37 protein-coding genes are annotated in these 25,676 nt (G+C 71.5%); all 37 read left to right on the top strand.

Going from position 1 to position 25,676, the window contains the following annotated elements:
* Positions 1 to 1,510 (top strand): DNA cytosine methyltransferase (locus tag ACERUN_RS12285; protein WP_370290272.1); only part of this gene is annotated, 1,510 nt, incomplete at its 5' end.
* The gene (locus ACERUN_RS12280) at positions 1,507 to 1,713 is read left to right on the top strand and encodes a hypothetical protein (RefSeq protein WP_370290271.1); all 207 of its coding nucleotides are present in this window, start codon (positions 1,507 to 1,509) and stop codon (positions 1,711 to 1,713) included. The genes ACERUN_RS12285 and ACERUN_RS12280, both read left to right, overlap by 4 nt.
* A complete protein-coding gene (locus ACERUN_RS12275) occupies positions 1,710 to 2,039 on the top strand; it encodes a hypothetical protein (RefSeq protein ID WP_370290270.1) in 330 nt (109 codons plus the stop codon). Before ACERUN_RS12280 ends, ACERUN_RS12275 begins: the two co-directional genes overlap by 4 nt.
* Positions 2,036 to 2,374, top strand: coding sequence for a hypothetical protein (locus ACERUN_RS12270; RefSeq protein ID WP_370290269.1), 339 nt, complete (start codon positions 2,036 to 2,038; stop codon positions 2,372 to 2,374). Before ACERUN_RS12275 ends, ACERUN_RS12270 begins: the two co-directional genes overlap by 4 nt.
* On the top strand, positions 2,371 to 2,718 hold the full coding sequence (locus ACERUN_RS12265) for a hypothetical protein (RefSeq protein WP_370290268.1): 348 nt from the start codon (positions 2,371 to 2,373) through the stop codon (positions 2,716 to 2,718). The genes ACERUN_RS12270 and ACERUN_RS12265 overlap by 4 nt, the downstream gene beginning before the upstream one ends.
* Positions 2,715 to 2,873: a hypothetical protein gene (locus ACERUN_RS12260; protein ID WP_370290267.1), complete on the top strand. Its 159-nt coding sequence runs from the start codon at positions 2,715 to 2,717 to the stop codon at positions 2,871 to 2,873. The genes ACERUN_RS12265 and ACERUN_RS12260 overlap by 4 nt, the downstream gene beginning before the upstream one ends.
* A gap of 3 nt (positions 2,874 to 2,876) precedes the next feature.
* On the top strand, positions 2,877 to 3,740 hold the full coding sequence (locus ACERUN_RS12255; protein ID WP_370290266.1) for a hypothetical protein: 864 nt from the start codon (positions 2,877 to 2,879) through the stop codon (positions 3,738 to 3,740).
* Positions 3,737 to 3,859: a hypothetical protein gene (locus ACERUN_RS12250; protein ID WP_370290265.1), complete on the top strand. Its 123-nt coding sequence runs from the start codon at positions 3,737 to 3,739 to the stop codon at positions 3,857 to 3,859. The genes ACERUN_RS12255 and ACERUN_RS12250 overlap by 4 nt, the downstream gene beginning before the upstream one ends.
* Positions 3,856 to 4,293, top strand: a complete 438-nt coding sequence (locus tag ACERUN_RS12245) for a hypothetical protein (protein WP_370290264.1) — start codon at positions 3,856 to 3,858, stop codon at positions 4,291 to 4,293. The genes ACERUN_RS12250 and ACERUN_RS12245 overlap by 4 nt, the downstream gene beginning before the upstream one ends.
* Positions 4,290 to 4,562 carry a hypothetical protein gene (locus tag ACERUN_RS12240; RefSeq protein ID WP_370290263.1) on the top strand — a complete coding sequence of 91 codons (273 nt, stop codon included), beginning with the start codon at positions 4,290 to 4,292 and terminating at the stop codon, positions 4,560 to 4,562. Before ACERUN_RS12245 ends, ACERUN_RS12240 begins: the two co-directional genes overlap by 4 nt.
* The gene (locus ACERUN_RS12235; RefSeq protein ID WP_370290262.1) at positions 4,562 to 4,798 is read left to right on the top strand and encodes a hypothetical protein; all 237 of its coding nucleotides are present in this window, start codon (positions 4,562 to 4,564) and stop codon (positions 4,796 to 4,798) included. Before ACERUN_RS12240 ends, ACERUN_RS12235 begins: the two co-directional genes overlap by 1 nt.
* Positions 4,795 to 5,766, top strand: a complete 972-nt coding sequence (locus ACERUN_RS12230) for an HNH endonuclease (RefSeq protein ID WP_370290261.1) — start codon at positions 4,795 to 4,797, stop codon at positions 5,764 to 5,766. Before ACERUN_RS12235 ends, ACERUN_RS12230 begins: the two co-directional genes overlap by 4 nt.
* Complete coding sequence (locus tag ACERUN_RS12225) at positions 5,763 to 6,212, top strand: hypothetical protein (protein WP_370290260.1); 450 nt, start codon at positions 5,763 to 5,765, stop codon at positions 6,210 to 6,212. The genes ACERUN_RS12230 and ACERUN_RS12225 overlap by 4 nt, the downstream gene beginning before the upstream one ends.
* Positions 6,209 to 6,742, top strand: a complete 534-nt coding sequence (locus tag ACERUN_RS12220; RefSeq protein ID WP_370290259.1) for a hypothetical protein — start codon at positions 6,209 to 6,211, stop codon at positions 6,740 to 6,742. The genes ACERUN_RS12225 and ACERUN_RS12220 overlap by 4 nt, the downstream gene beginning before the upstream one ends.
* Positions 6,739 to 7,092: a hypothetical protein gene (locus ACERUN_RS12215; RefSeq protein WP_370290258.1), complete on the top strand. Its 354-nt coding sequence runs from the start codon at positions 6,739 to 6,741 to the stop codon at positions 7,090 to 7,092. The genes ACERUN_RS12220 and ACERUN_RS12215 overlap by 4 nt, the downstream gene beginning before the upstream one ends.
* Positions 7,089 to 7,316 carry a hypothetical protein gene (locus ACERUN_RS12210; protein ID WP_370290257.1) on the top strand — a complete coding sequence of 76 codons (228 nt, stop codon included), beginning with the start codon at positions 7,089 to 7,091 and terminating at the stop codon, positions 7,314 to 7,316. Before ACERUN_RS12215 ends, ACERUN_RS12210 begins: the two co-directional genes overlap by 4 nt.
* A gap of 142 nt (positions 7,317 to 7,458) precedes the next feature.
* Positions 7,459 to 8,439: a hypothetical protein gene (locus ACERUN_RS12205; RefSeq protein WP_370290256.1), complete on the top strand. Its 981-nt coding sequence runs from the start codon at positions 7,459 to 7,461 to the stop codon at positions 8,437 to 8,439.
* Positions 8,440 to 8,531: 92 nt separating this feature from the next.
* Positions 8,532 to 8,717 (top strand): hypothetical protein, encoded by a 186-nt coding sequence (locus ACERUN_RS12200; protein WP_370290255.1) that lies wholly within the window; start codon positions 8,532 to 8,534, stop codon positions 8,715 to 8,717.
* Between the two features lie 501 nt (positions 8,718 to 9,218).
* The gene (locus ACERUN_RS12195) at positions 9,219 to 9,668 is read left to right on the top strand and encodes a hypothetical protein (RefSeq protein ID WP_370290254.1); all 450 of its coding nucleotides are present in this window, start codon (positions 9,219 to 9,221) and stop codon (positions 9,666 to 9,668) included.
* Complete coding sequence (locus ACERUN_RS12190) at positions 9,655 to 11,295, top strand: hypothetical protein (protein ID WP_370290253.1); 1,641 nt, start codon at positions 9,655 to 9,657, stop codon at positions 11,293 to 11,295. Before ACERUN_RS12195 ends, ACERUN_RS12190 begins: the two co-directional genes overlap by 14 nt.
* A gap of 16 nt (positions 11,296 to 11,311) precedes the next feature.
* Entirely contained in the window at positions 11,312 to 12,769 is a 1,458-nt protein-coding gene (locus tag ACERUN_RS12185; protein ID WP_370290252.1) for a phage portal protein, read from the top strand.
* Complete coding sequence (locus ACERUN_RS12180) at positions 12,744 to 13,517, top strand: hypothetical protein (RefSeq protein ID WP_370290250.1); 774 nt, start codon at positions 12,744 to 12,746, stop codon at positions 13,515 to 13,517. Before ACERUN_RS12185 ends, ACERUN_RS12180 begins: the two co-directional genes overlap by 26 nt.
* Before the next feature lie 51 nt (positions 13,518 to 13,568).
* Positions 13,569 to 14,204: a hypothetical protein gene (locus tag ACERUN_RS12175; RefSeq protein WP_370290249.1), complete on the top strand. Its 636-nt coding sequence runs from the start codon at positions 13,569 to 13,571 to the stop codon at positions 14,202 to 14,204.
* A gap of 15 nt (positions 14,205 to 14,219) precedes the next feature.
* Positions 14,220 to 15,173 carry a DUF5309 family protein gene (locus ACERUN_RS12170; protein WP_370290248.1) on the top strand — a complete coding sequence of 318 codons (954 nt, stop codon included), beginning with the start codon at positions 14,220 to 14,222 and terminating at the stop codon, positions 15,171 to 15,173.
* A 94-nt stretch (positions 15,174 to 15,267) separates the two neighbouring features.
* Positions 15,268 to 15,489 carry a hypothetical protein gene (locus ACERUN_RS12165; protein ID WP_370290247.1) on the top strand — a complete coding sequence of 74 codons (222 nt, stop codon included), beginning with the start codon at positions 15,268 to 15,270 and terminating at the stop codon, positions 15,487 to 15,489.
* A 15-nt stretch (positions 15,490 to 15,504) separates the two neighbouring features.
* A complete protein-coding gene (locus tag ACERUN_RS12160; protein WP_370290246.1) occupies positions 15,505 to 16,074 on the top strand; it encodes a hypothetical protein in 570 nt (189 codons plus the stop codon).
* Positions 16,071 to 16,457 carry a DUF6093 family protein gene (locus ACERUN_RS12155; RefSeq protein WP_370290245.1) on the top strand — a complete coding sequence of 129 codons (387 nt, stop codon included), beginning with the start codon at positions 16,071 to 16,073 and terminating at the stop codon, positions 16,455 to 16,457. Before ACERUN_RS12160 ends, ACERUN_RS12155 begins: the two co-directional genes overlap by 4 nt.
* The gene (locus ACERUN_RS12150; RefSeq protein WP_370290244.1) at positions 16,454 to 16,843 is read left to right on the top strand and encodes a hypothetical protein; all 390 of its coding nucleotides are present in this window, start codon (positions 16,454 to 16,456) and stop codon (positions 16,841 to 16,843) included. The genes ACERUN_RS12155 and ACERUN_RS12150 overlap by 4 nt, the downstream gene beginning before the upstream one ends.
* Positions 16,843 to 17,265: a hypothetical protein gene (locus tag ACERUN_RS12145; protein WP_370290243.1), complete on the top strand. Its 423-nt coding sequence runs from the start codon at positions 16,843 to 16,845 to the stop codon at positions 17,263 to 17,265. Before ACERUN_RS12150 ends, ACERUN_RS12145 begins: the two co-directional genes overlap by 1 nt.
* A 32-nt stretch (positions 17,266 to 17,297) precedes the next feature.
* A complete protein-coding gene (locus ACERUN_RS12140) occupies positions 17,298 to 17,543 on the top strand; it encodes a hypothetical protein (RefSeq protein ID WP_370290242.1) in 246 nt (81 codons plus the stop codon).
* Positions 17,536 to 18,075: a hypothetical protein gene (locus ACERUN_RS12135; RefSeq protein ID WP_370290241.1), complete on the top strand. Its 540-nt coding sequence runs from the start codon at positions 17,536 to 17,538 to the stop codon at positions 18,073 to 18,075. The genes ACERUN_RS12140 and ACERUN_RS12135 overlap by 8 nt, the downstream gene beginning before the upstream one ends.
* Before the next feature lie 104 nt (positions 18,076 to 18,179).
* Positions 18,180 to 18,764: a hypothetical protein gene (locus ACERUN_RS12130; protein WP_370290240.1), complete on the top strand. Its 585-nt coding sequence runs from the start codon at positions 18,180 to 18,182 to the stop codon at positions 18,762 to 18,764.
* Between the two features lie 2 nt (positions 18,765 to 18,766).
* The gene (locus ACERUN_RS12125; RefSeq protein ID WP_370290238.1) at positions 18,767 to 19,177 is read left to right on the top strand and encodes a hypothetical protein; all 411 of its coding nucleotides are present in this window, start codon (positions 18,767 to 18,769) and stop codon (positions 19,175 to 19,177) included.
* Positions 19,177 to 22,359, top strand: a complete 3,183-nt coding sequence (locus tag ACERUN_RS12120) for a hypothetical protein (RefSeq protein WP_370290237.1) — start codon at positions 19,177 to 19,179, stop codon at positions 22,357 to 22,359. The genes ACERUN_RS12125 and ACERUN_RS12120 overlap by 1 nt, the downstream gene beginning before the upstream one ends.
* Positions 22,359 to 24,185 (top strand): hypothetical protein, encoded by a 1,827-nt coding sequence (locus tag ACERUN_RS12115; RefSeq protein ID WP_370290236.1) that lies wholly within the window; start codon positions 22,359 to 22,361, stop codon positions 24,183 to 24,185. The genes ACERUN_RS12120 and ACERUN_RS12115 overlap by 1 nt, the downstream gene beginning before the upstream one ends.
* Complete coding sequence (locus ACERUN_RS12110) at positions 24,182 to 25,225, top strand: hypothetical protein (RefSeq protein ID WP_370290234.1); 1,044 nt, start codon at positions 24,182 to 24,184, stop codon at positions 25,223 to 25,225. Before ACERUN_RS12115 ends, ACERUN_RS12110 begins: the two co-directional genes overlap by 4 nt.
* Positions 25,222 to 25,674, top strand: coding sequence for a hypothetical protein (locus tag ACERUN_RS12105; protein ID WP_370290233.1), 453 nt, complete (start codon positions 25,222 to 25,224; stop codon positions 25,672 to 25,674). Before ACERUN_RS12110 ends, ACERUN_RS12105 begins: the two co-directional genes overlap by 4 nt.
* Positions 25,675 to 25,676: the final 2 nt, after the last annotated feature.

The following is a 25,676-nucleotide window of genomic DNA, read 5'->3' as shown; positions in this document are numbered from 1 at the left end:
GGCCTCCCCCGAGTGCACGAAGTGGTCGCAGGCGTCCGGCGGGAAGTACGCCTCGGTCTCGGTCGAGGCCAACCTGCTCGACCTCCTCGACCCCGACCTCGTCGAGGAGGACCCCGAGACCGCGATCGTCCAGCGCTCCCGGCTGCTGATGTTCGACGTCCTCCGCTTCGCCGAGCACCACCGCTACCGCGCCATGGTCGTCGAGAACGTCGTCGACATCGCCACGAACCCGAAGTTCGCCGAGGCATGGGCACTGTGGCGCAAGAGCCTGCGCAACCTCGGCTACGAGCACCGCGTCGTCTCCCTCAACTCGATGCACGCCCAGGCCCACGGCGACCCGGCCCCGCAGTCGCGCGACCGGCTCTACATCGTGTGCTGGCGCCGCGGCGACCGCGCCCCCAACATCGACGCCGTCCTGCGCCCGCTCGCCTGGTGCCCTGCCTGCGGCGAGGTCGTCGAGGCCCGCCAGGCGTGGAAGAACGGCCGCACCGTCGGGAAGTACCGCAGCCAGTACGTCTACGTCCACGGCAGCTGCGGCACCACCGTGGAGCCCGGCTACCTCCCGGCCGCGGCCGCGATCGACTGGACCCTCAAGGGCCGCCGCATCGGCGACCGCGACAAGCCGCTCGCGGAGAAGACCCGGCGCCGCATCGCCGCCGGGATCGCCCGCTACTGGGCGCCGTTCCACATGGAGAAGGGCGGCAACCAGTACGACGCCGCCGACCCCAAGCACCCCGCGCACGGCGACCCGAACGGCTACTACCGCACCTGGCCCGTCAACGAGGTGCTGCGCACGCTCCATACGGTCGAGTCCAAGGCGCTCGTCGTGCCGCTCGAGGGCCGCGCCGGCGATCGCTGCGGCACCAGCGATCGGCCGCTGCGCACCCAGACCTCGCGCCACCTCGACGCCCTGTGCGTCCCGGCGGGCGGGACCTGGAACGACGACGCCCGGCCGACGTCCGAACCGCACCGCACGATGACCACCCGGGAGACGACCGCGCTCGTCGCGCCCCCGTTCATCGCCGAGCTCCGCGGCGGCGGATCCACCGCGCGCCCCGTCGACCACCCGGCCGCGACCTTCACCGCCTCCGGCAATCACCACGCCCTCGTCACGCCCTACTACGGCGCGGCCGAGACCGCGCGCCCCGTGGACCGCCCGGTCGGCACCCTCACCACCCGCGACCGGTACGCCCTCATCACCCGGCACTACTCCAGCCCGGGCGACGGCGCCGAGATGACCACGCCCGCCACCCAGCCGCTGCGCACCCTCACCACCACCGCGCAGCAGTCCGTCCTCACCCCCGGCGACCTCGCCGCGGCCGAGGCCGTGGTCGACGACTGCCTGTTCCGGATGCTCGAGCCCCACGAGGTCGCCGCCGGGATGGCCTTCCCTGCCGACTACCAGTGGTCCGGCACCCGCCGCGAGCGCGTGAAGCTCGCCGGGAACGCCGTCACCCCGCCCGCCGCGCGCGACCTCATCGCCGCCGTCGTCGAGGCGCTGGTCGCATGAAGCGCCGCGCCTGGTACCTGTCCGACGCCGTCATCCGCGAGGGCCGCGTCGCCACGCTCCCCGACGGCACCACCGGCCGCATCCACGGCACCTGGACCGTCGCGGGCCGCGTCCACCTGCTCCTCGTGCCCACCAACGGCGAGCGGTGGCCCATCAGCCACCACGTCCTCGCCGCCGACGACGAGATCGAGGTCGCCGCATGAAGCGCCAGCGCCGACGCGAGCCCTGCGTCAACTGCAGCAAGGTGCTCACCATCCAGGCCCGCGGGCTCTGCGACTCCTGCTACCGCAAGGCCAGGGACGCCGAGCGCGGCCAGCCCGAGCGCGCCGCCCTGCCACCAGCGCCGTGCGTCGGCGGCTGCGGCGCGATGGCGACCTCCGCCGACCGCCTCTGCCCGCACTGCACCGCGCACTACCGCAGCGCCAAGACCTACGAGCCGCGCGCCGTGCCCGTCTCCGACGTGCTCTACGGCGGCGACTGGGTCGTCGTGCGCGGCGTGCGGCGCTGGGTGCCATGGGAGGTCGCATGAAGCGCCGAGCCGCGTGCGTCCACTGCCAGCGCGAGCGCCGCATCGAGGCGCGTGGCCTCTGTGGACGCTGCTACACCGCGCCCTCCATCCGCGAGCAGTACCGCGGGCCGCTCACCGGCGTCGGCAAGAACGCCGGACTCGCGCCTGCACCCGGGCAGATCACCCGCCGCGCCTACGTCGAGTGCCTCGACTGCGGCACCCAGACCCGCTCCCGCACCCGCATCTGCAGGGGCTGCCAGGACGGCGAGCCCTCCGACCACATCCTCACCGGCGGGCGGTGGGTCACCGGACGCGACCTCGTCGCCCGCTGGGTGCCATCGAAGGAGAGCGCATGAAGCCCACGAAGCGCCGAGACAACTGCGCCCACTGCGGGCGGCTGCGCTACATCCAGGGCCGCGGCCTGTGCGAGCGCTGCCACCGCGACCCCGAGACCCGCGCCGACTACGTGCCGCAGTTCCGCCGGTGGTCCGAGGACTTCCACGACGTCGAGATGCTCGCCGCCGACGGTGCTGACATCAAGGAGGTCTGCCGCCGCCTCGGCTGCACCGAGGAGGCGTTCTACCGCGCGTGCATCCGCCACGAGCGCACCGAGCTCTACTGGCGCCTCGCCGACCGCTGCGACACCGCGGTCCTGCGGCGCAACGTGGCAGCGACGAAGCGCGCGAAGGGGGCCGCGTGAGCACCTCGATCCCCCGCATCACCGTGCGGCCCTACGACGACGGCTGGACCGCGACCTGCGGCTGCGCGTGGCGCATGTGGCACCGCGAGCGGCCCGTCGTCGACCTCGCGGCCAGCAAGCACCAGGGCGCCTGCGGGCGCCGGAAGGGAGCGTGACCCGTGTGGTTCAAGATCGACGACAAGTTCCCCCGCCACCGCAAGGCGCGGGCAGCTCGTCGCGGCCACCCGACGAAGCGGCGCGACGTCGGCCCCGTCGGGCTCTGGGCGCTCGCCGGCGCCGAGTCCGACGACGGCTTCATCGCCACCGAGATCCTCGAGGACTGGGACGACGACGCCGAGATCCTGGCCGAGCGGCTGGTCGACGCGGGCCTGTGGTTCCGCGCCGAACGCGGCGGCGAGAAGGGCTACGCCTTCCACGACTGGACCGCCCACAACCCTGTGGACGCGAGCAACGCCGGATCCTTCGGCAACCACCAGAAGTGGCACGTCAACCGCGGCGTCACGAACCCCGACTGCCCCCACTGCGAGGCGTTGAGCTGTCCCCCGATTCGCCCCGATCTATCGCCCCGAATCGGGGGGATCCTCTCGGTCGACGATCGCCCCGAATCGCTTCCCGACCCGACCCGACCCGACCCGACCCGACCAAGTAACCCCTCTCGCTCACGCTCGGAGACGGATTCGACCCCTCCGCCGCGCTTCGAGGAGTTCTGGTCGACCTACGACCACCGCGTCGGCAAGGCCAAGGCCACCCGCGCCTACCGCGCCGCCCTCAAGAAGCCCGGCGTCACCCCCGAGGTGCTCATCACCGCCGCCGCCGCCTACATCGCCTGGCAGACCAGCGAGGGCAAGCACCCCGAGTTCACCAAGCACCCGACGACGTGGCTCAACGGCGAGCACTGGCGCGACGAGCCCCGCGTCCACCGACCACCACAGACGCGCACCCAGCAGCACCTCCAGCTCGCGGCCGACCTCGCCGAGCGCGACCAGGTGATCCCCTTCCCGCAGATCGGAGACGGAGCATGAGCAACCCCGACGAGTGCGGCGCCGAGGGCTGGACCACCAACGCCACCGAGCTCTTCTGTAGCCTGCCGCCCGGTCACCCCGGCGCGCACTGGGACCAGGTCGAAGGGTGGGAGTGGTGACCCCCGCCGAGGCCGCCGTCCTGCTCGGCATGGCCGCCACCGTAGACAACCGCAAGCCCGACGAGGACGCCGCCCGCGCCTGGGCCGCCATGCTGGACGGCCTGCGCTTCGACGACTGCCGCGTCGCGATCATCGAGCACTACCGCGAGTCGTCCGACTGGCTCACCCCCGAGAAGGTCCGCACCCGCGTGCTCGCCATCCGCAAGCGCCGGCGCCTCGAGCACAAGCGCCAGTACGGCGAACTGGTCCCGCCGCCCGGCCTCACCAACGCCGAGGAGCACGTCTGGCTGCGTGATGCCGTCCGCGCGATCAGCAACGGCGAGCGCGTCGACTGCGCCGCGGCCCACCCCGAGCCCGTCGCCGCACCCCAGCACCTCCGCGAGCTCATCGCCCGCGCGACCCCCGACCTCACCCGACAGGAGACCGACGCATGACCACGACCAGCAAGGCGGCATCCGAGGCCACCGACGACCCGAACGGCGCTCAGAGCGGCGATTCTGCGCGTCTGACGGCCCCTTCCGCCGACACGCCCCGCCTCCGAGTGGGCGGCGGATGGTTCAACGACGACGTGATCTGGCTCGACAGCGGCGACTTCGCGCACCCCTTGATCGTCTCAACCAGCATCCCGCAGCACGTCCGCGACACCGCCTGGCCGCTCCTCGTCGCCGCGATCAACGCCGCCAACGAGGACGGTGCAGCGTGATGGCGCGCATCCCCACTACCCACCACGTCGCCGAGGCGCACGTCATCGACTGCCCGGTCTGCGGCGTCGCGATCACTGCCGAGGTCCACGCGACTTCGATCACGACCATCGCCGTCGCCAAGCGAGACGGAACGGCGACCGCGAACGTGGAGGTCGATGTCACCCGGTTCCACGTCAACCACCGCTGCCAGGGCCGCGCACTGCCCGACGAGAGCAACGAGGACGGTGCAGCGTGACCGCCGACCACGGAAACGGCCTCTCGGCGAACTTCCACGACCTCGCTGGCAACCCCATCGACGCGAAGATCACCACCAGCGTGACCGCCGACCGCCGCGCCGACATCAGGGCACGCCTCGACGCCGCGACGCCGGGGCCGTGGGAGGAGAGGTGGCTTCCCGTTCCTGGGTGCGACGGCTACGAGGTCAGCGACTTCGGCAACGTCAGGTCGTTCTGGCTGCGCGGAAACCCGCGACGGCTCGGCAAGAAGTCGCCCACCTCGCGCAACCTTGCTCGCCGCCAGGGGAAGGCGGGGGGCTATCCGAGCGTCTCGCTTCCGCGCAGCGATGGGGACGGGTATCGCTCAAAGCTCGTGCATCGACTCGTCATCGAGACGTTCGTCGGACCCTGTCCGCCGGGCCATGAGGTAGCGCACCTCAATGGCGACCGCACGGATGCGCGCCTGGCGAACTTGGCCTACGTCACCCACGTGGAGAACGAGGCGCACAAGCGAAGCCACGGCACCCACGGGGCCGGCGAGACCCACGCTCAGGCCAAGTGGCAGGGCTGGCAGGTGGAGGAGATGAAGTACCTGTCGGAGCGCGGCATCGGGCACGGCAAGATCGCCGCTCTGTTCGATACCGACCACAAGACCGTCAGCCAGATCCTCAGCGGCAAGACCTGGGGCAAGACGGGGCCGCGCGCCGACCTCGCCTGGCTGCTGGACGAGGTGGAGCGACTGGAGGGCGAGCGTGACGAGTGGCGGGATGCCGCAAAGGCCAACGCCGAGACCCGTGATCGCCTGGCTCGGAGCCAGCATGAGTCGCACACCGAACGCGACGCCGCACGCGCCACCCTCGCCGCGCTCGTGGCCGACATGGAGGCCGTGCATAGCGAGCACGCCGCGCAGTACGAACCGAACCCTGCTCGCCTGCTGAGCGACCTCGCCGCCGTGCTCGCCAACCACGCACCCAAGGAGGACCGATGAGCGCCGACCCCGCGACCCAGTTGGTGGCCGACGTACTCACGCTGTACGTGCTTCCCGTGAACTATCACGCCCCGCTTGCGCGCGACGAGAAGCACCGTGACGTGGCCGAGAGGTGCGCTCCCGTGATTGTCGACGCACTCCGAACCGCTGGCCTGCTCGCCGCCGAACGCGAGCGCGCCGACCGGGCCGTCCGTGACCGCAACTACGCCATGCGGCAGCGCGACGAGGAGCGCCGCGCCAAGGAGGGCAACATCGACGCCCTCAACGCGGCGATCGAGCGCGCCGACCGCGAGAAGGCCCGCGCCGACAACCTGATCCGCAGCATCCGCGCGTGGGTGCGACACGGCGAAGCGGTGCCGTCCAACGTCACCACCTACGACCGCTGGATGGTCCACGCCGAACTGCTCGGCCTGCTGCCCGACGACCCCAAGGAGGCCGAGCGATGAGCGCGAGCGCCGTGTGGACCGTCCACTGCGACGGGAGCGAGGCGCGGTCGGACCACTGTCACTGGTGGGTTTCTCAGGCCGACACGCAGCGCGAGGCGAATGCGATGGCGCGTCGCTGCGGCTGGAAGGTCGGTGCCCGTGGCGAACCCAACCTGTGTCCCGAGTGCCGCGACACCAAGGAGGCCGAGCGGGCGGTAACCCGCGCTGCGCTGCGGGAGCGGCTTCGCAAGGACTCCGAGCACAGCCAGAGCCAGCCGCCTTGGAGCAAGCGCCAGATGCCAGCGATCGCAGCGAGCCTCGCCGGAGCCAAGCCCGACGACACCGCCGTCCTCGCTGAGCGAGATGCGCGGGTGAAGGCCGAGGGGATCGCGGAAGGGCTGAGCGTTGCCGCGGCCTTCCTGCGGGAGCAGTTCGACTACTGGGATGGCCGACCGCTGGCGATGCACGGCCCGCACCTATGGAGCGACTTCCGGGCCGTGCTCGACGCGATCGAGCGCCGTGCCGAGCGCAACCGCGAGGGGCAGGCATGAGCGCGCCCGTGACCGCTGGCGACCGTGCGCGCGAGGTGCTGGCGCGGGTGGCGTGGGAGAACGCGATCAACTGCACGGGACCGGGCGAGGTTGGGTGCCGTGGTCGCAAGGGGTGGCACTCGTGGACCGAGCACTACGCCCACGTCGCCGCCGAGCAGGTGAAGGCGCTGACCGAGGCGGGGCTGCTGGTCGAGGGCGTCGAACGGGTCGAGTGGGGAATGCGCGGACCAACGGGCGGCATCTCGCTGCTCGGTTCCACGCGCCCCGACGACCTCGACGTGAACGCCGACGTGCGACGAAACGTCACCACCTACCCCGACCGCGTGACCGAGTGGGAGGAAGTCGAATGAGCGACATCGTTCTGCGCGGCGGTCAATCCAACGCTGTCCAAGTGGGCGAAACCATCTACACCCACCGCACCACTTGGGCCGAACGAGTCATCACGCTGCCAACCTGCCGCGCACATCGCGACTTCTACCTCGCCATGTTCGGAATCACGGACCATGCGCCGCCCCTGTGTATCGACGGCACCGACTATGCGCGACGACGCCGAGCACGACGGAGGATCAAGTGACGACCTGCCCCGCCCACCCGTGGCACGCCCCCGATGGCCTCACCTGCACCCGCCCCGCCGGCCACACCGGCGGGCACGTCTACCACTCCACGACCGGCAGCGACCTGGGCGAAGGCGCCCATCACGGGAAGGACCCAGCCGAATGAAGTGCCGCCACGTCAGCCACGACCAGCCACGGATGCTCGCCGACCAGCACGCCGAGGACTGCGCGACCACCGCGTGCCCGGGATGCCTGCCTTGCACGCTCGACCACTGCCTCGTCGGATGGCGCGGCGAACGCGGCGACTGCGAGACCCACGCGCCGACCGTCTGCCCGTCCTGCCTCGGCAAGGTCCGCGAGCACCTGCACGAGGTCGTCCGCCTCGCCGGGATGCCGCTCGTCGAGCAGGTCATCCGCGACGGCGACCCCGACAGCGAGGCGAGCAACCTGCTCGGGCCCGCAGCTGATCCCCGGCAGTGGCGACAGCGCGCCGACCACGGCCACATCTACGAGCCCGACTCGCGCCTCGGCTGGCACCTGCACCCCGAGGCCGCGCTCGGCTGGCTCGAGATGCTGGCCGCCCAGCACTTCGGTCACCACCGCGCGGGCCGTATCACCGTGGCCAGCGCCGGCGACTACCTCGATCGGAACCTGCACTACCTGGCCGCCGACATCGAGTTCGACTTCGCCGACCTCGCGATCACTGTGGCCGACTGCCGCGCGTTCCTCGAGCAGGTGCTCCACGACGGCGAGCAGCGCGACACCGGAGCACCCTGCCTCAAGTGCGACCGCAAGCTCGTCCGCACCTGGGAGGGCCGCGAGCTTCCGTGGCGCAACCGCGACGGCAGCCACCCGCTCGCGCCCGAGGACGGCTGGGTCTGCCCGTCGTGCAAGGACTGGCGCAGCGAGGTCGACTACCGCCGCAACGTGGCGCAGCGGCACACCACGGCGGCCGACTGGCTGACCGGGGCCGACATGATCGAGCGCACCGGCGTCACCCGCGGATCGCTGACCGGATGGGCCAGCCGTGGCAGGGTCCGCAAGCGCACCAGCGGAGGGCGCGTGGTCTACCGCGTGGCCGACGTCCTGGCCTGCCTCGACGGGACCGCCGACGACACGGGCGACACGGACGACGCCGCGTGAGTGCGATCACCAGAGAAATGCCGTAGCATTCGTGACGGAGACCTGCGCCCATCGGCCGTGTCTCTCGTCGTTTCGGCAGGAGGTCACGCCTCATGCCGCAGGTCATCCGCGTCACCGACGAGACGACACCCGAGCAACTCCTCGCCTTCATCGCGCAGGTCAACGCCTGGGTGAAGCGCCTGCCCAAGACTACCGGCCTGCCGCACTTCCTCACGCCGTGCGACTCCGGGCACGAGCAGATCAACATGCTCATCGACGAGTGGCGGGCGCGGCGGTGAAGGTGTGCGCAGAGCCGGGCTGCCCGACGGTCATCGAGGCCGGCCGGTGCGCTGAGCATCGGCGGCAGCGTGAGCGAGCGCGCGGCACGCGCCAGGAGCGCGGCTACGACGCCAAGCACGAGCGGCTACGGAAGCGCTGGGCTCCCCGAGTGGCGCTCGGTGTCGTCGCGTGTGCGCGTTGCAAGAAGCGGATCAGCCCGCTCGAGCCGTGGCACCTCGACCACACGGACGATCGCACCGGATACCTCGGCCCGTCGCACGAGCGCTGCAACACGTCGGCGCCGCACCGGGCAGGTATCTCGCCGGACGCATAGGCACCCGCGCCCCCCGTGGGGGATGACTCCCCTCGGCCGCCTGGAGAGGACCGCGGGAGAGGGCGCTGTCACCCGCGCGGGGTCAGAGCATCCGGCCCCGACCTGCCCCATGAGATAGACCTCCGCCCCGGCGCAAGGCTGCGGGCGGCCACCGACGCGGCGCAATGCCGCCGAGGAGATGATGACGATGCCCAAGGGTGGACACGCCCGCTCGGGCCCGCCGAAGCAGGAGGGCTCGCGCACCTCGGAGCGCGCCGGCTACCAGCTCACCGCGCTCCCTGCCGACGGCTACGACGGCGAGATCCCCGACTACCCGCTGCCCGATGCCACCGCGCGCGAGCTCGAGGTGTGGGAGACCGCGTGGCGCACGCCGATGGGCTGCGCCTGGGCCGGGAAGCCGTGGTTCGTCCGCGACGTCGCCATGTGGTGCCGCTGGTCAGTGCGCATGGAGTCCGAGGACGCCTCGGCCGCGCTCGGCAACGTGGTGCAGCGCTATGCCGACGGCATCGGGTGGACCCACGACGGTCGCCAGCGTCTCGGCTGGAAAATTGCCGAGCCCAAGCCCGTCGAGGCCGTGCCTTCGCCTACTGCCACGGTGACCTCGATCAAGGGTCGGCTGAACCGTGGGAGCGCGTAACTACGACGTCGACTTCCCGACGCTGTGGGTGCTCGCCGCGTGGCACGAGCACCACTGCATCATTCCCGACGGCTTCCGCAAGGGCACGCCGTGGCAGCACTACGACTGGCAGCTCTGGATCACCGCGAACCACTACCGCGTGGACCCGGATGCCGTCCCGTTCGACGCCGAGGGCTACCCGACGCGCGCCGCGGCGTTCCACAACCGCCGTTCGCAGGTCGTGGCGGCCCAGAAGACCGGCAAGGGGCCGTTCGCGGCCGTCATCGTCTGCGGCGAGGCGGTCGGGCCCGCGCTGTTCGCCGGCTGGGCCTCGGCGGGCGACCTGTACCGCTGCGAGGACCACGGGTGCTCGTGCGGCTGGGTGTACGCCTACGACGCGGGCGAGGCGATGGGGATGCCGTGGCCGACGCCGCTGATCCAGCTGCTCGCCACCTCTGAGGACCAGGTCGACAACGTCTACCGGCCGCTGCAGGCGATGGCCCGCGGCCCGCTGCTCTCGGAGTTGATGCAGGTCCGCGAGGGCTTCGTCCGCCTCCGCCAGCCGGACGGCTCCTGGGACGGGCGCATCGACGTCGTCACGTCGTCGGCTCAGTCCCGACTCGGCAACCCGATCACGTTCGCCCTCCAGGATGAGACGCAGCTCTACACGCAGCAGAACAAGCTCGTGAAGGTCGCCGAGACCATGCGCCGCGGCCTCGCGGGCATGGGCGGGCGCTCGATGGAGACGACGAACGCATGGGACCCTGCCGAGAAGTCGGTGGCCCAGCGCACCTACGAGGCCAAGGCTGCCGACGTCTTCAAGTTCTTCGAGTCCCCGCCGGCCGACCTGAAGTGGTCGCGCCGCGAGGACCGACTGAAGATCCTGGACTACAACTACGCGGGATCGCCCCACGTCCCGGTCGCCCAGGTGCTCGCCGAGGCCGAGGAGCTCGCCGAGACCGACCCGGCGCAGGCCGAGCGGTTCTACGGAAACCGGATCGTGGCCGGACTCGGCTCGTGGCTCGATGGCGAAGCCTGGGACGCCCGCAAGGCCCCGGCCCCGAAGTTCGCCCGCCGCACGCAGGTGGTGCTCGGCTTCGACGGTTCGGACTCCGACGACTGGACCGGCATCCGCGCCGAGACCCGCGACGGCTTCCAGTTCACCCCGACCACCTCGGGCGGGCCGACGATCTGGAACCCCGCCGACTACGACGGCAAGGTGCCTCGCCTCGACGTCGCTGCCGCCGTCGCCGAGCTGTTCGAGACCTTCGACGTCGTCCGCATGTACTGCGACCCGCCGTACTGGACCAGCGAGATCGACGCATGGGCCGAGCAGCACGGCAAGGAGCGCGTCCTGCGCTGGGAGACCTTCCAGCCCAAGAGGATGCACGCCGCCGCCGAGCGTCTCGTGACCGACGTGAACAAGCGTGACAGCGGCTTCTCGCACGACGGCTGCGACATCACTGCGGCCCACGTCCGCAACGCCCGCCGCGCGTCACGCAACCCGCCGCCGCGCTACGTCCTGACCAAGCCCGGCGACGGCCGCAAGATCGACCTCGCCGTCTGCTCGATCCTCGCGCACGAAGCCGCGGGCGATGTCACCGCCGCGAAGTTGTGGCGCCGCAAGTCCTACACCTACTTCGCCTGACGGGAGGGCCGCACGCATGGTCACTGCCGCCGAGGCTGCTGAGACGCTCGAGGAGCTGCTGGCCGAGCTCAATCGCCGGCGCCGCGACGTCGACGAGCTCAGTGATGCCTACGACGGCAAGCACCGGCTGCGGTTCCTCTCGGAGGACTTCCGGCAGTACCACGCCGACCGCTACAACGACTTCACCGACAACTGGTGCTCGATCGTCGCCGACGCCCCGCACGAGCGCCTGGAGATCACTGGCATCCGGCTCCCCGGGCAGCGGGACGGCGACGACGGGCTGTTCGCCGACTGGCGCGCGACCGACTCCGACGCCCTCTCGGACCTCGCGTTCCTCGACGCGATCATCGCCAAGCGCGCGTTCGCGCTCGTGTGGGCCGACGCTGACGAGCAGCCGATCGTCACCTGGGAGCACCCCTCGCAGGCGATCGTCGGCTACGACCCCGAGACCCGCGCACGGAAGGCCGGCGCGAAGGTCTGGTCCGACGACGACAACGAGTACGCCACGCTCTACCTGCCGACCGAAATCTGGAAGTTCCAGCGCCCCCGGGCGCAGAGCCTCCGCGTGCTGGCGGTGACGGCCGAGCAGATTCCCACGACCCCGCTGCTCGCCGGCGCCTGGGACCTGCGCGCCGAGGGCGTCATCCCGAACCCGCTCGGAAAGGTGCCGCTGGTCGAGTTCGCCAACCGCCCTCGACTGGCCCGCGAGCCGCACTCCGACATCGCCGGGGCGCTCGCCATCCAGCACGCCATCAACATGCTGTGGTCGCAACTGTTCGCCGTCTCCGACGAAGCCACGCTCGGCGTGCGCGGCGTCATCGGCGCCGAGATGCCGATGCGCCCAATTCTCAATGAGGACGGCGACGTCACCGGCGAGGAGCCGATCGACCTGCGCCAGTGGCGCAAGGGCAAGGTCGCCTGGATCGAGGACGCGGGCGCCCAGACCTTCGAGTTCTCCACCGCCAAGCTCGACGCCTTCACTGAGGTGGTCGAGATCCTCGTCGGGCACCTGGCCGCCCAGACCCGCACGCCGGCGCACTACCTGCTCATCGGCGGCACGATGGCGAACATCTCCGCCGACGCCATGAAGGCCCTGGAGACCGGCCTGGTCGAGCGCACCCGCGAGAAGACCCAGCACTTCGGTCGCGCCGCGCGCGACGTGTTCGAGCTCCTCGCCCTCGTCCGCAACGACGCTCGCAAGGCCGCGGCCGTGCGGGGCGCGGTGACCCTGTGGCGCGACATCGAGAACCGCTCGGACGCCCAGGTCGCCGACGCCGCCCTCAAGGACCGGCAGATCGGCCTGCCGTTGCGCTACATCCTCGAGCGGCGCTACAACCTCTCCCCCGCCGAGATCGACCGCGTGATCGCCATGCGCGACACGGAGGCCGCCGACCCGTTCCTGCAGCAGGTGCTCGGCGGCGCCCTGGACGGTCCGACGGGCGCAGCCGGTGGCTCAGCCGCAGTCGGCCAGTAGGTACCGCACGGCGTCGCTGGCCGTCGCCCTGCAGGCCGTGCGCCAGGCGTTCGCCGCCCGCCCCCGCGGCAGCAGCGCCGTCGCCACCACGGTCGCCACCTACCAAGCGGCGCAGGCCGTGCTCGCCGAGCGCAGCGTGACCGCGATCCTCACCGAGCAGGGCATCGACGTCACGCCCGCCTCCACGCTGATCGCCACGTCCTTCACCACCGAGCTGGCGCGGCTGACCACCGAGTTCGAGAAGTCGATCGAGCAGCAGTGGACCGACTACCAGTTCCAGCGGCTCACCGAGTCGCTGGTGCAGGACGCGGGCCGCGCCGCCCAGTCGGTCGCGATCGCCACCCGTCCGCGCGTGGCCTGGGTGCGCCACCTGACGCTCCCATCGTGCTCGCGGTGCGCCGTCCTCGCCGGGCGCGTCTACCGCTACTCGGAGGGCTTCCAGCGCCACCCCGGCTGCGACTGCGTGATGGTCCCGACGACCGTCGGCGGCGTCGAGCCCTACGACCTCGAGACGTTGGTCCGCGAGGACAAGGTGAGCGGCCTCTCGAAGGCTGACCGCCGCGCGATAGCCGACGGCGCCGACCTGGGCCGCGTGGTGAACGTGCGCCGCTCGTCCGCCGGCATCAGCGAGTCCGGCCGCGTGCTCTACCGCCGCGACCGCATGACCCCCGAGGCGATCTACCGCCAGACCGGCGACGACCGCGAAGCCGCTCTCGCGCTGCTCCAGCGCAACGGCTACATCCGCTAGACCTCCCGACCGCGCAAGGCGGCCGGGCCGACTCTCGCAAGGAGAGCACCCATGACCGAGCAGGTCACCGAGCAGGACAGCGCGACCAGCGGTGCCGACGAGACGTCGGTCGACACCGCCAGCGAGGCCACCGCAACCAGCGCCGATGAGAACGCTCTCGGCGACGCTGGCAAGAAGGCGCTCGACGCCATGAAGGCCAAGTGGAAGCAGGCCGAGCAGCAGGCAAAGGACACCGCGGCTCAGCTCGCAGCGATCCAGGCCAAGCTCGACGGCACCGAGGCCGAGCACCAGAAGGCCATCGAGGCGCAGAAGGTGCGCGACGAGGCCCTCAAGGTCGCCAACGAGCGCATCGCCTCAGCCGAGATCCGCGCCATCGCCGCGGGGGTCCTGAATGACCCCGCCGACGCCCTGGCCTACATCTCCCCGTCGTCGTTTGAGGTCGCCGACGACGGATCGGTCGACTCGGAGTCCATCCGAGCCGCCATCACCGACCTCATCAGCAAGAAGCCCTATCTGGCAGCGCAAGGCAACAGGTTCCAGGGCTCGGCCGACGGCGGCGCGCGCAAGGCGGCGTCTCCCAAGTCGGTCGACGAGCAGATCGCCGACGCCGAGCGTGCCGGCGACCACAAGGCGGCCTCGCGTCTGCGAGCCGCGCAGCTGCTCGACATCCGAAACCAGACCCAGTAACGAAAGGGGCCCATCATGGGTACCGTCTCCGGGCAGGGAACCACCTTCAACCTGCCGAACTACACCGGCCGACTCTTCTCGGTCGCCCCGTCCGACACCCCGTTCCTGTCCGCCATCGGCGGCCTGACCGGCGGCGAGGGCTCCAACACCACCGACATCGAGTGGCAGACCGAGGACCTCGAGTCGACGTCGGCCAACAACTCCCGCGTCGAGGGTGCTGCCGCGCCGTCCGCCTCGGGCGTCTCGCGCAGCAACGTCACGAACGTGCTGGAGATCCACCAGGAGGCCGTCGAGGTCTCCTACACCAAGCAGGCCGCGACCGGGCTGCACAACGGCGTGAACAACGAGGAGGCCAACCCGGTCCGCGACGAGCTCGCGCACCAGATCGACCTCAAGCTCCGCAAGATCGCCGTGGACGTGGAGAAGTCGTTCCTGACCGGCACCTACGCCCGTCCGGCCAACAACGCCACCGCGCGCACCACCCGCGGCGTGCTCACGGCCGTGTCGACCAACCTCTTCGCCAACGGCGGCACCCCCCGCGCGCTGACCAAGGCGATCGTCGACAACGCCCTGCGCGACATGTTCGCCAACGGCGCGACGCTCGACATGGACAACACCGTGTTCATGGTCGGCGCCCAGCAGAAGATCAACCTCTCCAACGTCTACAACGCCGGCAACCTCAACGTCGCCACCAGCACCCGCAACGTCGGCGGCGTCGCCATCGACACCCTGGTGACCGACTTCGGCACCTTCGGCGTCATGCTCAACCGCTGGTTCCCCGCCGGCCAGGTCGGCATCGTCGACCTGTCGGTCTGCACGCCGGTGTTCCTCAACATCCCCGGCAAGGGCAACCTGTTCGCCGAGCCGCTGGCCAAGACCGGCGCCTCGGAGAAGTACCAGCTCTACGGCGAGATCGGCCTCAAGTACGGCCCGGAGAACTACCACGGCCTCATCAAGGATCTTTCCTGATCCAGGTCGTCCTGCCCGAGCCCACGCCCCCCCCCCCCCGGGGCGTGGGGCCCCGGGGTGCCGCAACGGCGCCCACGACTCGCAAGGAGTGAGCATGGCCAGCACCACCACCAAGTTCATCGCCGCCAAGGGCGTGCAGTTCGCCGACCTGGGCATCCAGTTCAGCTACGACCGCGAAGCGACCGGCTCCGGCTCGTCTCGCGTCTACTCCGCCGAGCTCAACAGCGCCGACGCCGCGGCCCTGCAGAAGCTGCCGAAGGCCGTCCTCGCCGAGTACGGCATCGAGAAGGCCAAGGCCGACTCGACCGACGACTGATCCGAGGGGGTCCGCATGGCTCTGCCGAACCTGGCCGCGCAAGCGGACCTCACTGCCCGCGGTGTCGCGGGCGTCTCGGACACCTGGCTCGCCGTGGCCTCATCGCTCGTGCGCGAGGCCGCCGGCTCTCCGATCCTCTCGGCGTCCGCGACGGTCTCGTGGTGGGCGACCGAGCGCGGCGAGCAGTGGCTGAGCATCCCCGTGACGCCCGTGCGCTCCATCTCGTCGCTCACCCTCGACGGCTCGGCCGTCACCGACTACCGGCTCGTCAACGGCGACCTCTGGCGCCACTGCGGCTGGAGTTGGGGCGTTCCGCTCGAGGTCGAGGCCACGCTGACCGTGGGCCTGCCCGATGTGCCGGAGCACATCAGGCAGCTCGTCTGCGACCTCGCCATCCTGGGCGCGAACACGGCCACGGCCGGCGCGCTCGACCCGCGCGTGGTCGCCGAGTCGATCGACGACTACTCGGTGCGCTTCGCAGACTCGGCCGCCGTGGTCGCCTCGGCCATGAGCATCCCGAAGGCCACCCGGCTGGCGCTTCGCCGCCAGTTCGGACGCGGCGTCGCTGGGCTGAAGATCCGATGAGCGCGGCTTTGGCGCGCGGCCGTGCTGCAGCCCTCGCTCGCATGACCTCCCGCGCCACCATCCACCGCCCGGGCGGCTTCGCGGAGGTCGAGGGCTTCAAGGTGAAGGCGTGGGCGATCGTCGCCACCGACGTCCCGGTGCGGCTGCGCTCTCGTGGCGCGTCGTCGGCGTCGTCGATCGGCACGGTCTCCACGGAGGTCGCCCGCTCGGAGGCGCACCTGCCGATCGGCACGGATCTGCGCGACGGCGACCTGCTCGAGGTGACCGCGGGCGAGCACGTCGGCCGCGTCGTGCGCGTGGTCGACTCCGAGACGGGCGACCAGGCGACGGCGCTGCGTGTGCGTGTCGAGACCGTCCCGCGTCCGCAGGAGTGGCCCGCATGAGGATCAGCGTCGACTACTCGGGCATCACGGACCTGCGCGATGACCTGGCAGCGCTCCCCCGCCGTGCGTCCAACGACGTCCGGCGGGCGGTGCGCCACGCCTCGATCGTCGGAAACCGGATCGCGAAGGACGAAGCGCGCGCGAAGTCCGGCCCGCACGGCAGGAACTACTTCAAGCGCATCAAGGTCGACGCCCCGCGCGGCTCGGTGATGGGCTGGTGGTCGGCGGAGTACGGCCCGACCGGCGTCCCGAAGTCCGAGTTCGTCGGCGCCGGGTTCCGTCACGGCACGAACACCGACCTCGACATCTCCGCGGCCCGCGCCGGCGAGATCCTGGCGCGCGACGTCCGCAAGGCGATGGACTCGTGGTTCTGGGGCGCCGACTGATGGCCGCCGTGAACGTCGCTGAGATCGCCGAGGCGGTCAAGGCCGCGATCACTGCCGCGCTCGACGGCTGGGCGGAGGCGTTCGACGCCGACGAGGTGCCGGGCGTGACCCGCGGCGACACCCCGGGCGCCGACACCCCGCAGCGCCACGCGACCGTCCATGTCCTGCGCACCGACCTCAACGCAGCCCGCCGCGCGTCCGGCGAGGTCTCCATCCCGGTCCTGTCGCTGCGCGTCGTCTCGCACGCCGAGTCGATCGCCAACGTCCGCGAGATCCGCCGCCGCGTCTGCGGCGCGCTCGAGGACGTCGCGCTCGCCCTGCCCTCCGGCGGCACGGCGGGCCCGTTCGTGTTCGACCTCGCCGAGGACGAGGACGACGACGACACCGGCTGGTTCGGCGTCGACCACTTCACCTTCGCCTGACCCGCGATCCCCACCCGATCCGAGGGAGTCCCATGCCCGCCAAGTCCAGCGCGCCCGTGCCCGACGAGTACGGCCGCCTCCGGGTCCTCGACGAGGACACCGGCCACACGCTCACCATTCACGCCGAGGCGCTGCCGCATGGCCGCTTCAAGGTGCTCGACGAGCCCGCCTCGGACCTCTCCGGCGACCCCCTGTCGCCGGTCCACCACGAGTCCCCCGTCGAGCCCACCACCAGCGGCCAGCAGGCCGAGACCAGCAAGGAGAAGGCCCATGCCTGAGCCGCTCAAGCCCGCCGCCGCGAAGCTCTTCGGCCGCGCCAACTGGGTGTACGTGCCCACCGTGTCGGGGTTTGCCACCGGCACCGGCCCGACCGTCGCCGAGGCCACCGCCTCGTCCGGCCTCGACATCTCGCGCATCCTGTTCGAGGGCGGCATCGAGCCGACCCAGAACACCAACCTCGTCGAGCAGCAGCGCCGCTTCGCCGACACGACCGTCAACCAGTTCATCGGGCAGACGACCTACACGGGCGGCACGTTCGTGTTCCAGTTCGACCAGCAGGGCGCGGCCGGCTCCGACGGCGTGAAGGCGTGGGAGACGTTCCGCCTCGGCGTGTCCGGCTTCTTCCTGCGCCGCATGAACGTGGCCCGCGCCACCAACTTCACCGCCGGCCAGTTCGTCGACGTGTTCAAGGTCGAGACCGGCCCGGCCATGCCGATCGCGCAGGGCTCGGGCGAGAACGCGGAGGGCGCTGCCTCTGCGTCGTTCGCGCTGACCGCCGACCCGATCTTCAAGGTCGCCATCCAGGCGTGACCCCAGTCGACGTCGCCGGGAGGGTTCGACGGCCTCCCGGCGGCGTCTCCACGCCGTAGCGCGTGGACTCCGTCGCCCCGTCGAGACCGTCGAGAGGTACCGCTATGCCCCGCAAGACCATCGTTCCCATCTATGACGGCGACGACGACATCCGGCTCCACGAGCTGCGGATGGCTGTCGAGATCGCCGAGCGCGCCGCCCTGAAGGCTGAGGGCGTCCCGCGTCGCTTCGGTGACGACGAGTCGCCGTCCGCTGAGCTCGACGCCGCCCGCGCCGCCTACGACGCCTTCGTGGACGAGGCCGCCGAGCGCGCCGAGGAGTGGACCGTGTCCGCGATCGGGCACGAGGCGTTCCGGCAGCTGCTGGCCGAGCACCCGCCGCGGCAGGTTGAGGACCCGAAGGACCCGGCCAAGAAGGTCGACCACCCCGAGGACGCCGGATGGGGCTTCAACCTCGAGACCTTCCCGAAGGCGCTGCTGCTGTTCGTCGACCCCGAGGACGGCGAGCACCGCACCATCCTGTCGGTCAGCGGCCTCGACCTCGCCAGCCTGGGCAAGAAGCTGCGGCGCCTGTCCGACGGCGAGTTCCAGACGCTCTGGACTGTCGCGTACACCCTGAACACCAGCGCGGTGGCCGACCCAAAAGCCACGCGCTTCTCGACCGGCGCGCAGAGGTCCGACGAGACCTGAAGGTGGCGCGCTCGCTCGGGATGAGCCTGCGCGAGTTCGACCGGCTGCCCGACCTGGAGCGGTCCCTGTGGATCGCCGAGTACGAGCGCGAGCAGGCAACCTGCGGCGAGTGCGGGCGCCCGATCGCCGAGTGCTCCGACCCTGAGCGCGAGTGGTACCCGTTCCGCACGGTCTGCTTCGCCACCCAGGCGCAAGCCGCGCACCAGGCCCGCTACGAGCGCCTCCACGAGAAGGCCCAGTGGCACAACGGGATCTTCACGTCGTGGAGCGAGCGGCAGACCGACGAGCACCCGTTCCACCGCGACGCCGGCGTGCGCATCGGGGTCGCCGAGCGCGACCTGCACCCGTGGGACGACTTCACCCGCGAGCCCGACGCCTCCCCGATCCCGCCCGACCCTGACGAGGAGGACTGATGGCCGTTCGTCGCGAGTCGGTGCTGGTCAACGCCGAGGGCAACTTCCAGCGCAAGATGCTGGAGAACGCCGCCTCGGCTGAGGCGTTCCGCGTCGCGCTGCAGCGGCTCGACGGGACCACGGCCGACGCCGGGCAGTCGATGACCTCGACCGAGCGCGACGTCGACCGGATGGGCACGACCTCGCGCCGCACGTCCGCCGAGGTCGACCGCCTCTCGGGCCGGATGCGGATTCTTGCCGACGCGGCCGCCATCGTGGGCCCCTCGCTGGTTCCGATCGGCGGCGTCGCCACGGCGGCCGTTGCTGGCCTGGCCTCGCAGATCGGCTTCGCGACCCTTGGCGTCGGCTCACTTGTGACCGCGTTCCAGGGCATGGGCGACGCCTTCAAGGCGGTCAATGAGGCGGCGATCGCCCCGACGGCCGAGAACCTCACGAAGGCTCGCGACGCGATGGCGCAGCTCGGGCCCGACGCGCAGGCGTTCGTGACCCGCTTCCAGGAGATCCGGCCCGTCCTGCGCGACATCCGCGACCAGGCCGCCGCGGGCTGGTTCCCCGGCCTGACGGACTCGCTGGACTCGCTCGAGCGGCTCGCGCCCTTCGTCGGCGACCTGTTCCAGCGCATCGGCGAGACCGGCGGCGACCTCGTCGCGAAGGGCGCCGCGGCGTTCTCCGGCCCCGAGTGGGCCGACTTCCGCGCGTTCGTCGCGCGCGAGGCCCCGATCGCCCTCGACCAGCTCGGGCGCACCCTCGGCAACCTCACCGCCGGCTTCGCGCGCATGTGGCAGGCGTTCGCGCCGCTCAACCGCTCCTTCAGCGCCTTCCTGCTCGACGCCTCCGAAGGATTCCGGCAGTGGGCCGAGGGGCTGCAGGGCTCGGCTGGCTTCGAGGACTTCATCACCTACATCCGCGAGAACGGCCCGAAGGTCGCTGACACCCTCGGCGCTCTCGGGTCGGCCGTGGTGCAGATCATCGAAGCGCTCGCCCCGCTCGGCGGCCCGTCGCTCAAGATCGTCGAGGCGTTCGCCGACGCGGTCTCGGCGATCGCGGACTCCGACCTCGGCACGCCGATCCTCGCCGGGGTCGCTGCCCTCGCGCTCTACAACCGCTCGCTGCAGGCCGCGGTCGCGCTGCAGTCGCGGCTCGGCTTCGGCGGCGCAACGTCGGCGGGCGGCGCGGGCGGCGCTGGTCTGGCGGCGATGTTCGCCCCGACGCGCGCCGGGCTCGCGGACCTGCGGACCTACGTCGGCTACCGCGCGCAGGTCGTGCCGCTGCTCGAGCGTGAGCGCGCCGCGATGATGGGCGCGCAGGCCGGTGCTCGCCAGGCGGCGGCAGCCCTCGGGCGTGGCGCGGCTGCGGCCGGTGGCATGGCGCTCGCGATGGGCGCCCTCGGCGACTCGACGGCCACCACCACCGGCTCATTCGCCCTGATGGGCTACACCATGGGCGGCCCATGGGGCGCTGCCGCCGGCGCCGCCATCGGCATGATGATGACTCTCGGCGAAGCCAGCAAGAAGGCCGAGGAGGCCATCCAGGCGACCAACGACGCCATCGAGAACGGCGCCGACCCGTCTCAGATCGACGCTCTACTCAAGAACTCCCAGGCCCGCGTCAAGGACCTTCAGAAGTCGACGAACGACTCGATCAAGGACTACCTGGTCAACGGCAACCCGCTCAAGGTGCTCACCACGCGCGGCGGGTCGCTTACTCAGAATCTCGACTCCGCAGGGCAGTTCTTCAAGGGCCTGTTCGGCGACACCGACCTGGAGAAGGCGCAGGCCGAGCTCAAGAAGACCGAGGCGGCGGCCGAGGCGGCCGCTGTCTCGACCTACAACCTGTCCGGCGCCTCGCAGTCGCTGGCCCGTTCGTTCAACATGACGAACCAGGAACTCGGCCGCAGCCTCCAGTTGATGGACGCCCGCACCAAGGCGGCGCTCGGCGCCTTCGATGCCGAGACGCAGTGGCGCAACGCCCTCAACGCCGCCCAGGACGCCGCGAGGCGATCCAACGCGGGCATCAGGGGCAACAGCAAGGCTGCGCTGGAGAACCGCGAGGCCCTGTCGGGGCTGGCAGCGGCGTGGGGCGCTCAGCGTGACGCGATGGTCGCGAACGGCGAGTCGGCGCAGGCGATCGAAGGCAAGTACCGCACCGCCCGGCGCGCGTTCGTGCAGACCGCCGTCGCGATGGGCGTCCCGATCGACCGGGCCCGCGCGCTGGCGCGCACGCTGCTCACGATCCCCGAGCGGATCGCCACCAAGGTGGTGCTCACCGGCGACGACCAGGCGCGCGCGCAGATCCGCGCGATCATCCGCGAGGCGCAGCAGGTGCCGCGCCAGATCCGCACCGACTACATCGTCAACCAGATCAACCGCGTCAACAAGATCAACGCGGGCGAGGCTGGACCGGGCGTCGGGCAGCGCTACGTCGGCGGCTTCACGGGCGCCGGCGGGAAGTACGAGCCCGCGGGCATCGTCCACCGCGGCGAGGTCGTGATCCCCCAGGAACTGGTGCGCCGCGACAAGGGCCTGCTGATGGCGCGCTACGGCTCACTGCCGGGCATGAGCGACCTGGCCGGGTTCGCCGGCGGCGGTCTGGTCGGTGGCACGAACAGCGACCTGCGCGAGAACACCCGAGCGATCCGCGAGGCCACGAAGGCGCAGCGCGACGCGACGAAGGCCCGTCTCGACGGGCTCGTGTCCGCGCGTGACTCGCTGGCGAGCACGGTGCGCGACCGCTTCCGCTCCAGCCTGTTCGGCGGGGGCGACGCATGGGGCGCGACCGCCGGCGACCCGCGCGCGATCCTGCGCCAGGACATCGCGAACGCCCGCCGCTTCAACGCCGCCCGCCAGCGCCTGCAGGCCCGCGGCGTGCGTGGCCAGGCGCTCGCCGAGATCCTCGCGAACGCCAACCCCGACGAGGCCCAGCGCCTCGCGTCGATGAGCCGCGCCGACCTGGCCGAGTACCAGCGCCTGTACGCCCAGCGTGCGTCACTGACCGGCTCCCTGGGTCGCGCGGCCGGCAACGCGGTCTACGGCCGCCAGATCGACCAGATCGCCCGCGAGCTCCGCTCCCTGCGCCGCGACGTCGTGCGCGTGACACGCGAGGAGCACAAGCGCGACCGCGACTCGGCGAGGGGCCGCGCCGCCGACACCGCCCGCCGCAGTGACCGAGGGAGGGCCGCCTGATGCCGCTCAGCCAGCCGCACTCGCTCACCTGGGGCGACATCGACCTGTCGACCGAGGCCGACACCGGCCAGTCGTGGCGCATCGAGATGCTCGCGGTCCCGAAGTACGGCAACCCCAAGCCGATCATCGACGCCGTCGAGTCTCTGCTCGTCGATGGCGACCTCGCGGTCATCAACCGCTGGGGGAACCGCGAGCTGGTGGTCGACGTGCGGATCTGCGGCGACGACGGGATCGCGCTCGCGCAGGCCGAGGCGGCGCTGATGGCCGCGGCGACCGCCGAGCGTCCCGACCCGCTCTCGTGGACCCCGCCGGCGCTCGACGGCGCGACGGCGGTGTTCGAGGTCGTCACCTGCACGATCGAGCGCGGCTACGGCGAAAACTGGGACCACGACGAGAGCAAGCGGCTGCACCGCTACTTCACGCTCACGTTCGAGTGCCTGCCGTGGGTGCGCGACGCCGACCTGACGACGATCCCCGCGATCCCGGCGCCGACGAGCCCGAGCACCCCGGCGGTCTACGAGACGATCTCGAGCATCTCCGGCGTCGGCGACTGGTCCCCACTGCCGTGCCACGCCGCGCACTTCGGCACGGTCACCGAGGACTCCGGCACCCTGGGCAGCAACACCTGGTACCGCGTCTACGCCTCCAACACGCTCACGGCCGGGACGGTGTTCCTGCAGGCCGAGCGGGCGACGTCCACCTCGCTCGCGGGCTTCCCCTACCTCACGGTCGACGCCGAGCTCTCCTCGCAGGCGGCTGGCGGCCCCGCCCCCTACCTGCGGATTGCGGTCGGCACCACCGAGTACGACCCGGTGGCGATCGCTCCGATCCCCGAGGGCTTCCGCTACTACTTCACCGGCACGCCCGACACGATCGCGAACCTCAAGGTGCGCGGCTACTGGCAGGTCGAGGCGCTGCGGACCACGCGCCGGCTGCGGATCTTCGAGATCGGCCGCACCGACCGCATCGAGGTCGACGGCTCCTCGGGGCTGCAGGTCGCCCGCACCGCCGTCGTCGGCGGCTCCGCACCCACCCAGGCCGCGATCAGCCTCGACGCCGAGGCGATGCCGCTGCTCGGCTCGACCGCGCTGATCTACACCGGCCGCACCCCGGTGGCCCCGCTGCGCCCGTTCCGCATCTCGTCCTCGGCCGTCACCACCGACACCGCGATGATCTCCGGCGCCAAGCACACCTTGGCCGCGCCGACGGTCTACCGCATCCCGGTGGCCCGCCTGGTCGACGCGCAGTACGCGCTCCTCGCGCGGCTCAACTTCACCGGGTCGAAGATCATCGCCTGGCAGGCCCGTATCGTCGCCGCCGACGGCACCGACATCCCCGGGTCCGACCTGATCGCCTCCGGCTCCACGCAGCTCACGAACGCGACCACCGATCCGTGGATGATCCACACCCTCGCGACCCTGCCGCTGCCGCCCGTCGCGATCGACGACGCCGCGAGCACCCACGCCGTCGAGATCACCCTCTCGATGGCCTCCGGCGGCTCCGCGGTGACGGTCGACGAGGTCTGGCCGCTCGACAGCGACAACGGCGACTGGACTGTGATCCACGAGCCCAGCGCGTTCCAGCTGACCCGCATCGAGTGCCGCTCGCCGCAGATCGACGCCCCGCGCCCGGCGGTCATCGGGACCTGGGACGGCTACGGCTCGCAGGACATCACCCGACTCACCGTGCCCGGCACCCACCTGCTGCGCCCTGGCCTGCTCCACGTCTTCACCGCCACCGACATGGCGAAGTACGCCGAGTGCGCGATCACCTACTACCGGCGCCACGGCTGGCACCCGGGCCCCGACGCGACGGACGCGACGTGAGCACCCCGAACATCCGCGTCGCCGGGCGCTGGCTTTCGCGCGAGGCACGGTTCGGCGACCTCGAGGTCACCTGGGGCATCCACGGCGCCGAGCAGGCGACGTGGGAGATGCCGCTCAAGGCCACTGAGCGCCCCGCCTGGCTCGGTCGTGGCGCACTGGTGCAGGTCTACGACGCCTCGCTGTGCGTCTGGCAGGGCACCCTCGCCCAGCCCGACTTCGACTCGGGCCAGTTCGCGGCCATCGGCATCGCCCGGCAGGGCGAGTCGGCAGCCTGCCTGACGAGCGCCGGCGCGGTGACCTCGGCCCCGAACACCGCGATCAACGCCGCCATCGCCCGCGGTGTCGTGTCCTGGGTCCGCGCCGCCGACTTCGGCAGCACGCCCATCGCGGGTGCCGACGCCACCGGCACGACCAGCGACCCCGATCCCGGCTCGCTGACCAACCTGCTCGACCTGTGGGCCAACGAGCAGGACAAGCAGTGGCGCGTGACCGACGACGGGCGGCTGATCCAGGCCACCGACAGCGAGGCCGCCCCGACCTGGCTCGTGCTCCCCGGAGCGGCCGAACTGGGCGTCGCCGACGACAACGCGCTCGACCGCCTGTTCCTGCGCTACGTCGACACGAGCGGCTACTACCGCACCGCCTCCTACCCGGCCAGCACGCCCGCGGGCGGGATCGAGCGCCGCGCCTCGATCATCTCCCGCGGCCCGATGGACTCCGCGCGCGCATCCGCGATCGCCGCCGGGATCTACAACGCCGCGCAGGCGGGGCGCACCGGCTGGACGAACAGCCTCGACCTCGTCGCCGAGCAGATCATCACGCCCGGCGGGAAGCGGCCCCGGCCCTCCGCGATCCGGCCCGGCGACACCACCAAGATCCTGGGCCAGCGCGATCCGCGCTCCGGCTCCCCATCGACCTCCGTCGTCATCGGCGAGGTCACCTGGCGCCCCTCGGAGGCACGTGTGCAGATCAAGCCCGTCGGGAAGGTCGCACGGACCTACGACGAGATCCTGGTCGACTTCAAGGCGGTCGCCGCATGAGCCTCGTCGCCACTCTGCTCAGCGCCGCCGACTGGTACGAGTGGACCGGCCTCATCATCGCCACCGCGGCGGTCCTCGGGATCGCCCTCAAGACGTTCCGCTGGGCTCGCCCGATCGCTCGGAAGATGGACGCCGCGCTGGAGGTGCTCGTGGGCCACGGCGAGGAGCCAGCGAACACCGTGAACGGCACCCCTGCCCGCCCGGCAGTCCCCGGCATCGGCGCCCGCGTCGCGCGCATCGAGGAGACGCTGCCGACCCTCGTGGAGGCCGTGGATCGACTCGCGAAGAACGAGGAACGCCTCGGCCGCGTCGAGGCCCGCGTCACCGCGCTCGAGGAGCAGGCCGTCGAGCGCGTCGTGACCAAGGTCGAGTCCACCGCCGCGTGGCTCGCAGTCGAAGCCGTCGCCAACCAGGGCGGCGAGCACGAGTCCCCGCAGATCGAGGAGTGAGC

This window comes from Nocardioides sp. (genome assembly GCF_964229035.1).
Taxonomy (GTDB): Bacteria; Actinomycetota; Actinomycetes; order Propionibacteriales; family Nocardioidaceae; genus Nocardioides.
The sequence above is the reverse complement of the archived record's forward strand: the minus strand, read 5'-3'. Positions and strand labels throughout refer to the sequence as shown.

What these genes read in the sequence shown, in the direction of transcription:
- ACERUN_RS12280 (WP_370290271.1), top strand. Translation starts at nt 1,507, where the DNA reads ATGAAGCGCCGCGCCTGGTACCTGTCCGACGCCGTCATCCGCGAGGGC.
- ACERUN_RS12275 (WP_370290270.1), top strand. Translation starts at nt 1,710, where the DNA reads ATGAAGCGCCAGCGCCGACGCGAGCCCTGCGTCAACTGCAGCAAGGTG.
- ACERUN_RS12270 (WP_370290269.1), top strand. Translation starts at nt 2,036, where the DNA reads ATGAAGCGCCGAGCCGCGTGCGTCCACTGCCAGCGCGAGCGCCGCATC.
- ACERUN_RS12265 (WP_370290268.1), top strand. Translation starts at nt 2,371, where the DNA reads ATGAAGCCCACGAAGCGCCGAGACAACTGCGCCCACTGCGGGCGGCTG.
- ACERUN_RS12250 (WP_370290265.1), top strand. Translation starts at nt 3,737, where the DNA reads ATGAGCAACCCCGACGAGTGCGGCGCCGAGGGCTGGACCACCAACGCC.
- ACERUN_RS12240 (WP_370290263.1), top strand. Translation starts at nt 4,290, where the DNA reads ATGACCACGACCAGCAAGGCGGCATCCGAGGCCACCGACGACCCGAAC.
- ACERUN_RS12235 (WP_370290262.1), top strand. Translation starts at nt 4,562, where the DNA reads ATGGCGCGCATCCCCACTACCCACCACGTCGCCGAGGCGCACGTCATC.
- ACERUN_RS12225 (WP_370290260.1), top strand. Translation starts at nt 5,763, where the DNA reads ATGAGCGCCGACCCCGCGACCCAGTTGGTGGCCGACGTACTCACGCTG.
- ACERUN_RS12220 (WP_370290259.1), top strand. Translation starts at nt 6,209, where the DNA reads ATGAGCGCGAGCGCCGTGTGGACCGTCCACTGCGACGGGAGCGAGGCG.
- ACERUN_RS12215 (WP_370290258.1), top strand. Translation starts at nt 6,739, where the DNA reads ATGAGCGCGCCCGTGACCGCTGGCGACCGTGCGCGCGAGGTGCTGGCG.
- ACERUN_RS12210 (WP_370290257.1), top strand. Translation starts at nt 7,089, where the DNA reads ATGAGCGACATCGTTCTGCGCGGCGGTCAATCCAACGCTGTCCAAGTG.
- ACERUN_RS12205 (WP_370290256.1), top strand. Translation starts at nt 7,459, where the DNA reads ATGAAGTGCCGCCACGTCAGCCACGACCAGCCACGGATGCTCGCCGAC.
- ACERUN_RS12200 (WP_370290255.1), top strand. Translation starts at nt 8,532, where the DNA reads ATGCCGCAGGTCATCCGCGTCACCGACGAGACGACACCCGAGCAACTC.
- ACERUN_RS12195 (WP_370290254.1), top strand. Translation starts at nt 9,219, where the DNA reads ATGCCCAAGGGTGGACACGCCCGCTCGGGCCCGCCGAAGCAGGAGGGC.
- ACERUN_RS12185 (WP_370290252.1), top strand. Translation starts at nt 11,312, where the DNA reads ATGGTCACTGCCGCCGAGGCTGCTGAGACGCTCGAGGAGCTGCTGGCC.
- ACERUN_RS12175 (WP_370290249.1), top strand. Translation starts at nt 13,569, where the DNA reads ATGACCGAGCAGGTCACCGAGCAGGACAGCGCGACCAGCGGTGCCGAC.
- ACERUN_RS12170 (WP_370290248.1), top strand. Translation starts at nt 14,220, where the DNA reads ATGGGTACCGTCTCCGGGCAGGGAACCACCTTCAACCTGCCGAACTAC.
- ACERUN_RS12165 (WP_370290247.1), top strand. Translation starts at nt 15,268, where the DNA reads ATGGCCAGCACCACCACCAAGTTCATCGCCGCCAAGGGCGTGCAGTTC.
- ACERUN_RS12160 (WP_370290246.1), top strand. Translation starts at nt 15,505, where the DNA reads ATGGCTCTGCCGAACCTGGCCGCGCAAGCGGACCTCACTGCCCGCGGT.
- ACERUN_RS12155 (WP_370290245.1), top strand. Translation starts at nt 16,071, where the DNA reads ATGAGCGCGGCTTTGGCGCGCGGCCGTGCTGCAGCCCTCGCTCGCATG.
- ACERUN_RS12150 (WP_370290244.1), top strand. Translation starts at nt 16,454, where the DNA reads ATGAGGATCAGCGTCGACTACTCGGGCATCACGGACCTGCGCGATGAC.
- ACERUN_RS12145 (WP_370290243.1), top strand. Translation starts at nt 16,843, where the DNA reads ATGGCCGCCGTGAACGTCGCTGAGATCGCCGAGGCGGTCAAGGCCGCG.
- ACERUN_RS12140 (WP_370290242.1), top strand. Translation starts at nt 17,298, where the DNA reads ATGCCCGCCAAGTCCAGCGCGCCCGTGCCCGACGAGTACGGCCGCCTC.
- ACERUN_RS12135 (WP_370290241.1), top strand. Translation starts at nt 17,536, where the DNA reads ATGCCTGAGCCGCTCAAGCCCGCCGCCGCGAAGCTCTTCGGCCGCGCC.
- ACERUN_RS12130 (WP_370290240.1), top strand. Translation starts at nt 18,180, where the DNA reads ATGCCCCGCAAGACCATCGTTCCCATCTATGACGGCGACGACGACATC.
- ACERUN_RS12120 (WP_370290237.1), top strand. Translation starts at nt 19,177, where the DNA reads ATGGCCGTTCGTCGCGAGTCGGTGCTGGTCAACGCCGAGGGCAACTTC.
- ACERUN_RS12115 (WP_370290236.1), top strand. Translation starts at nt 22,359, where the DNA reads ATGCCGCTCAGCCAGCCGCACTCGCTCACCTGGGGCGACATCGACCTG.
- ACERUN_RS12105 (WP_370290233.1), top strand. Translation starts at nt 25,222, where the DNA reads ATGAGCCTCGTCGCCACTCTGCTCAGCGCCGCCGACTGGTACGAGTGG.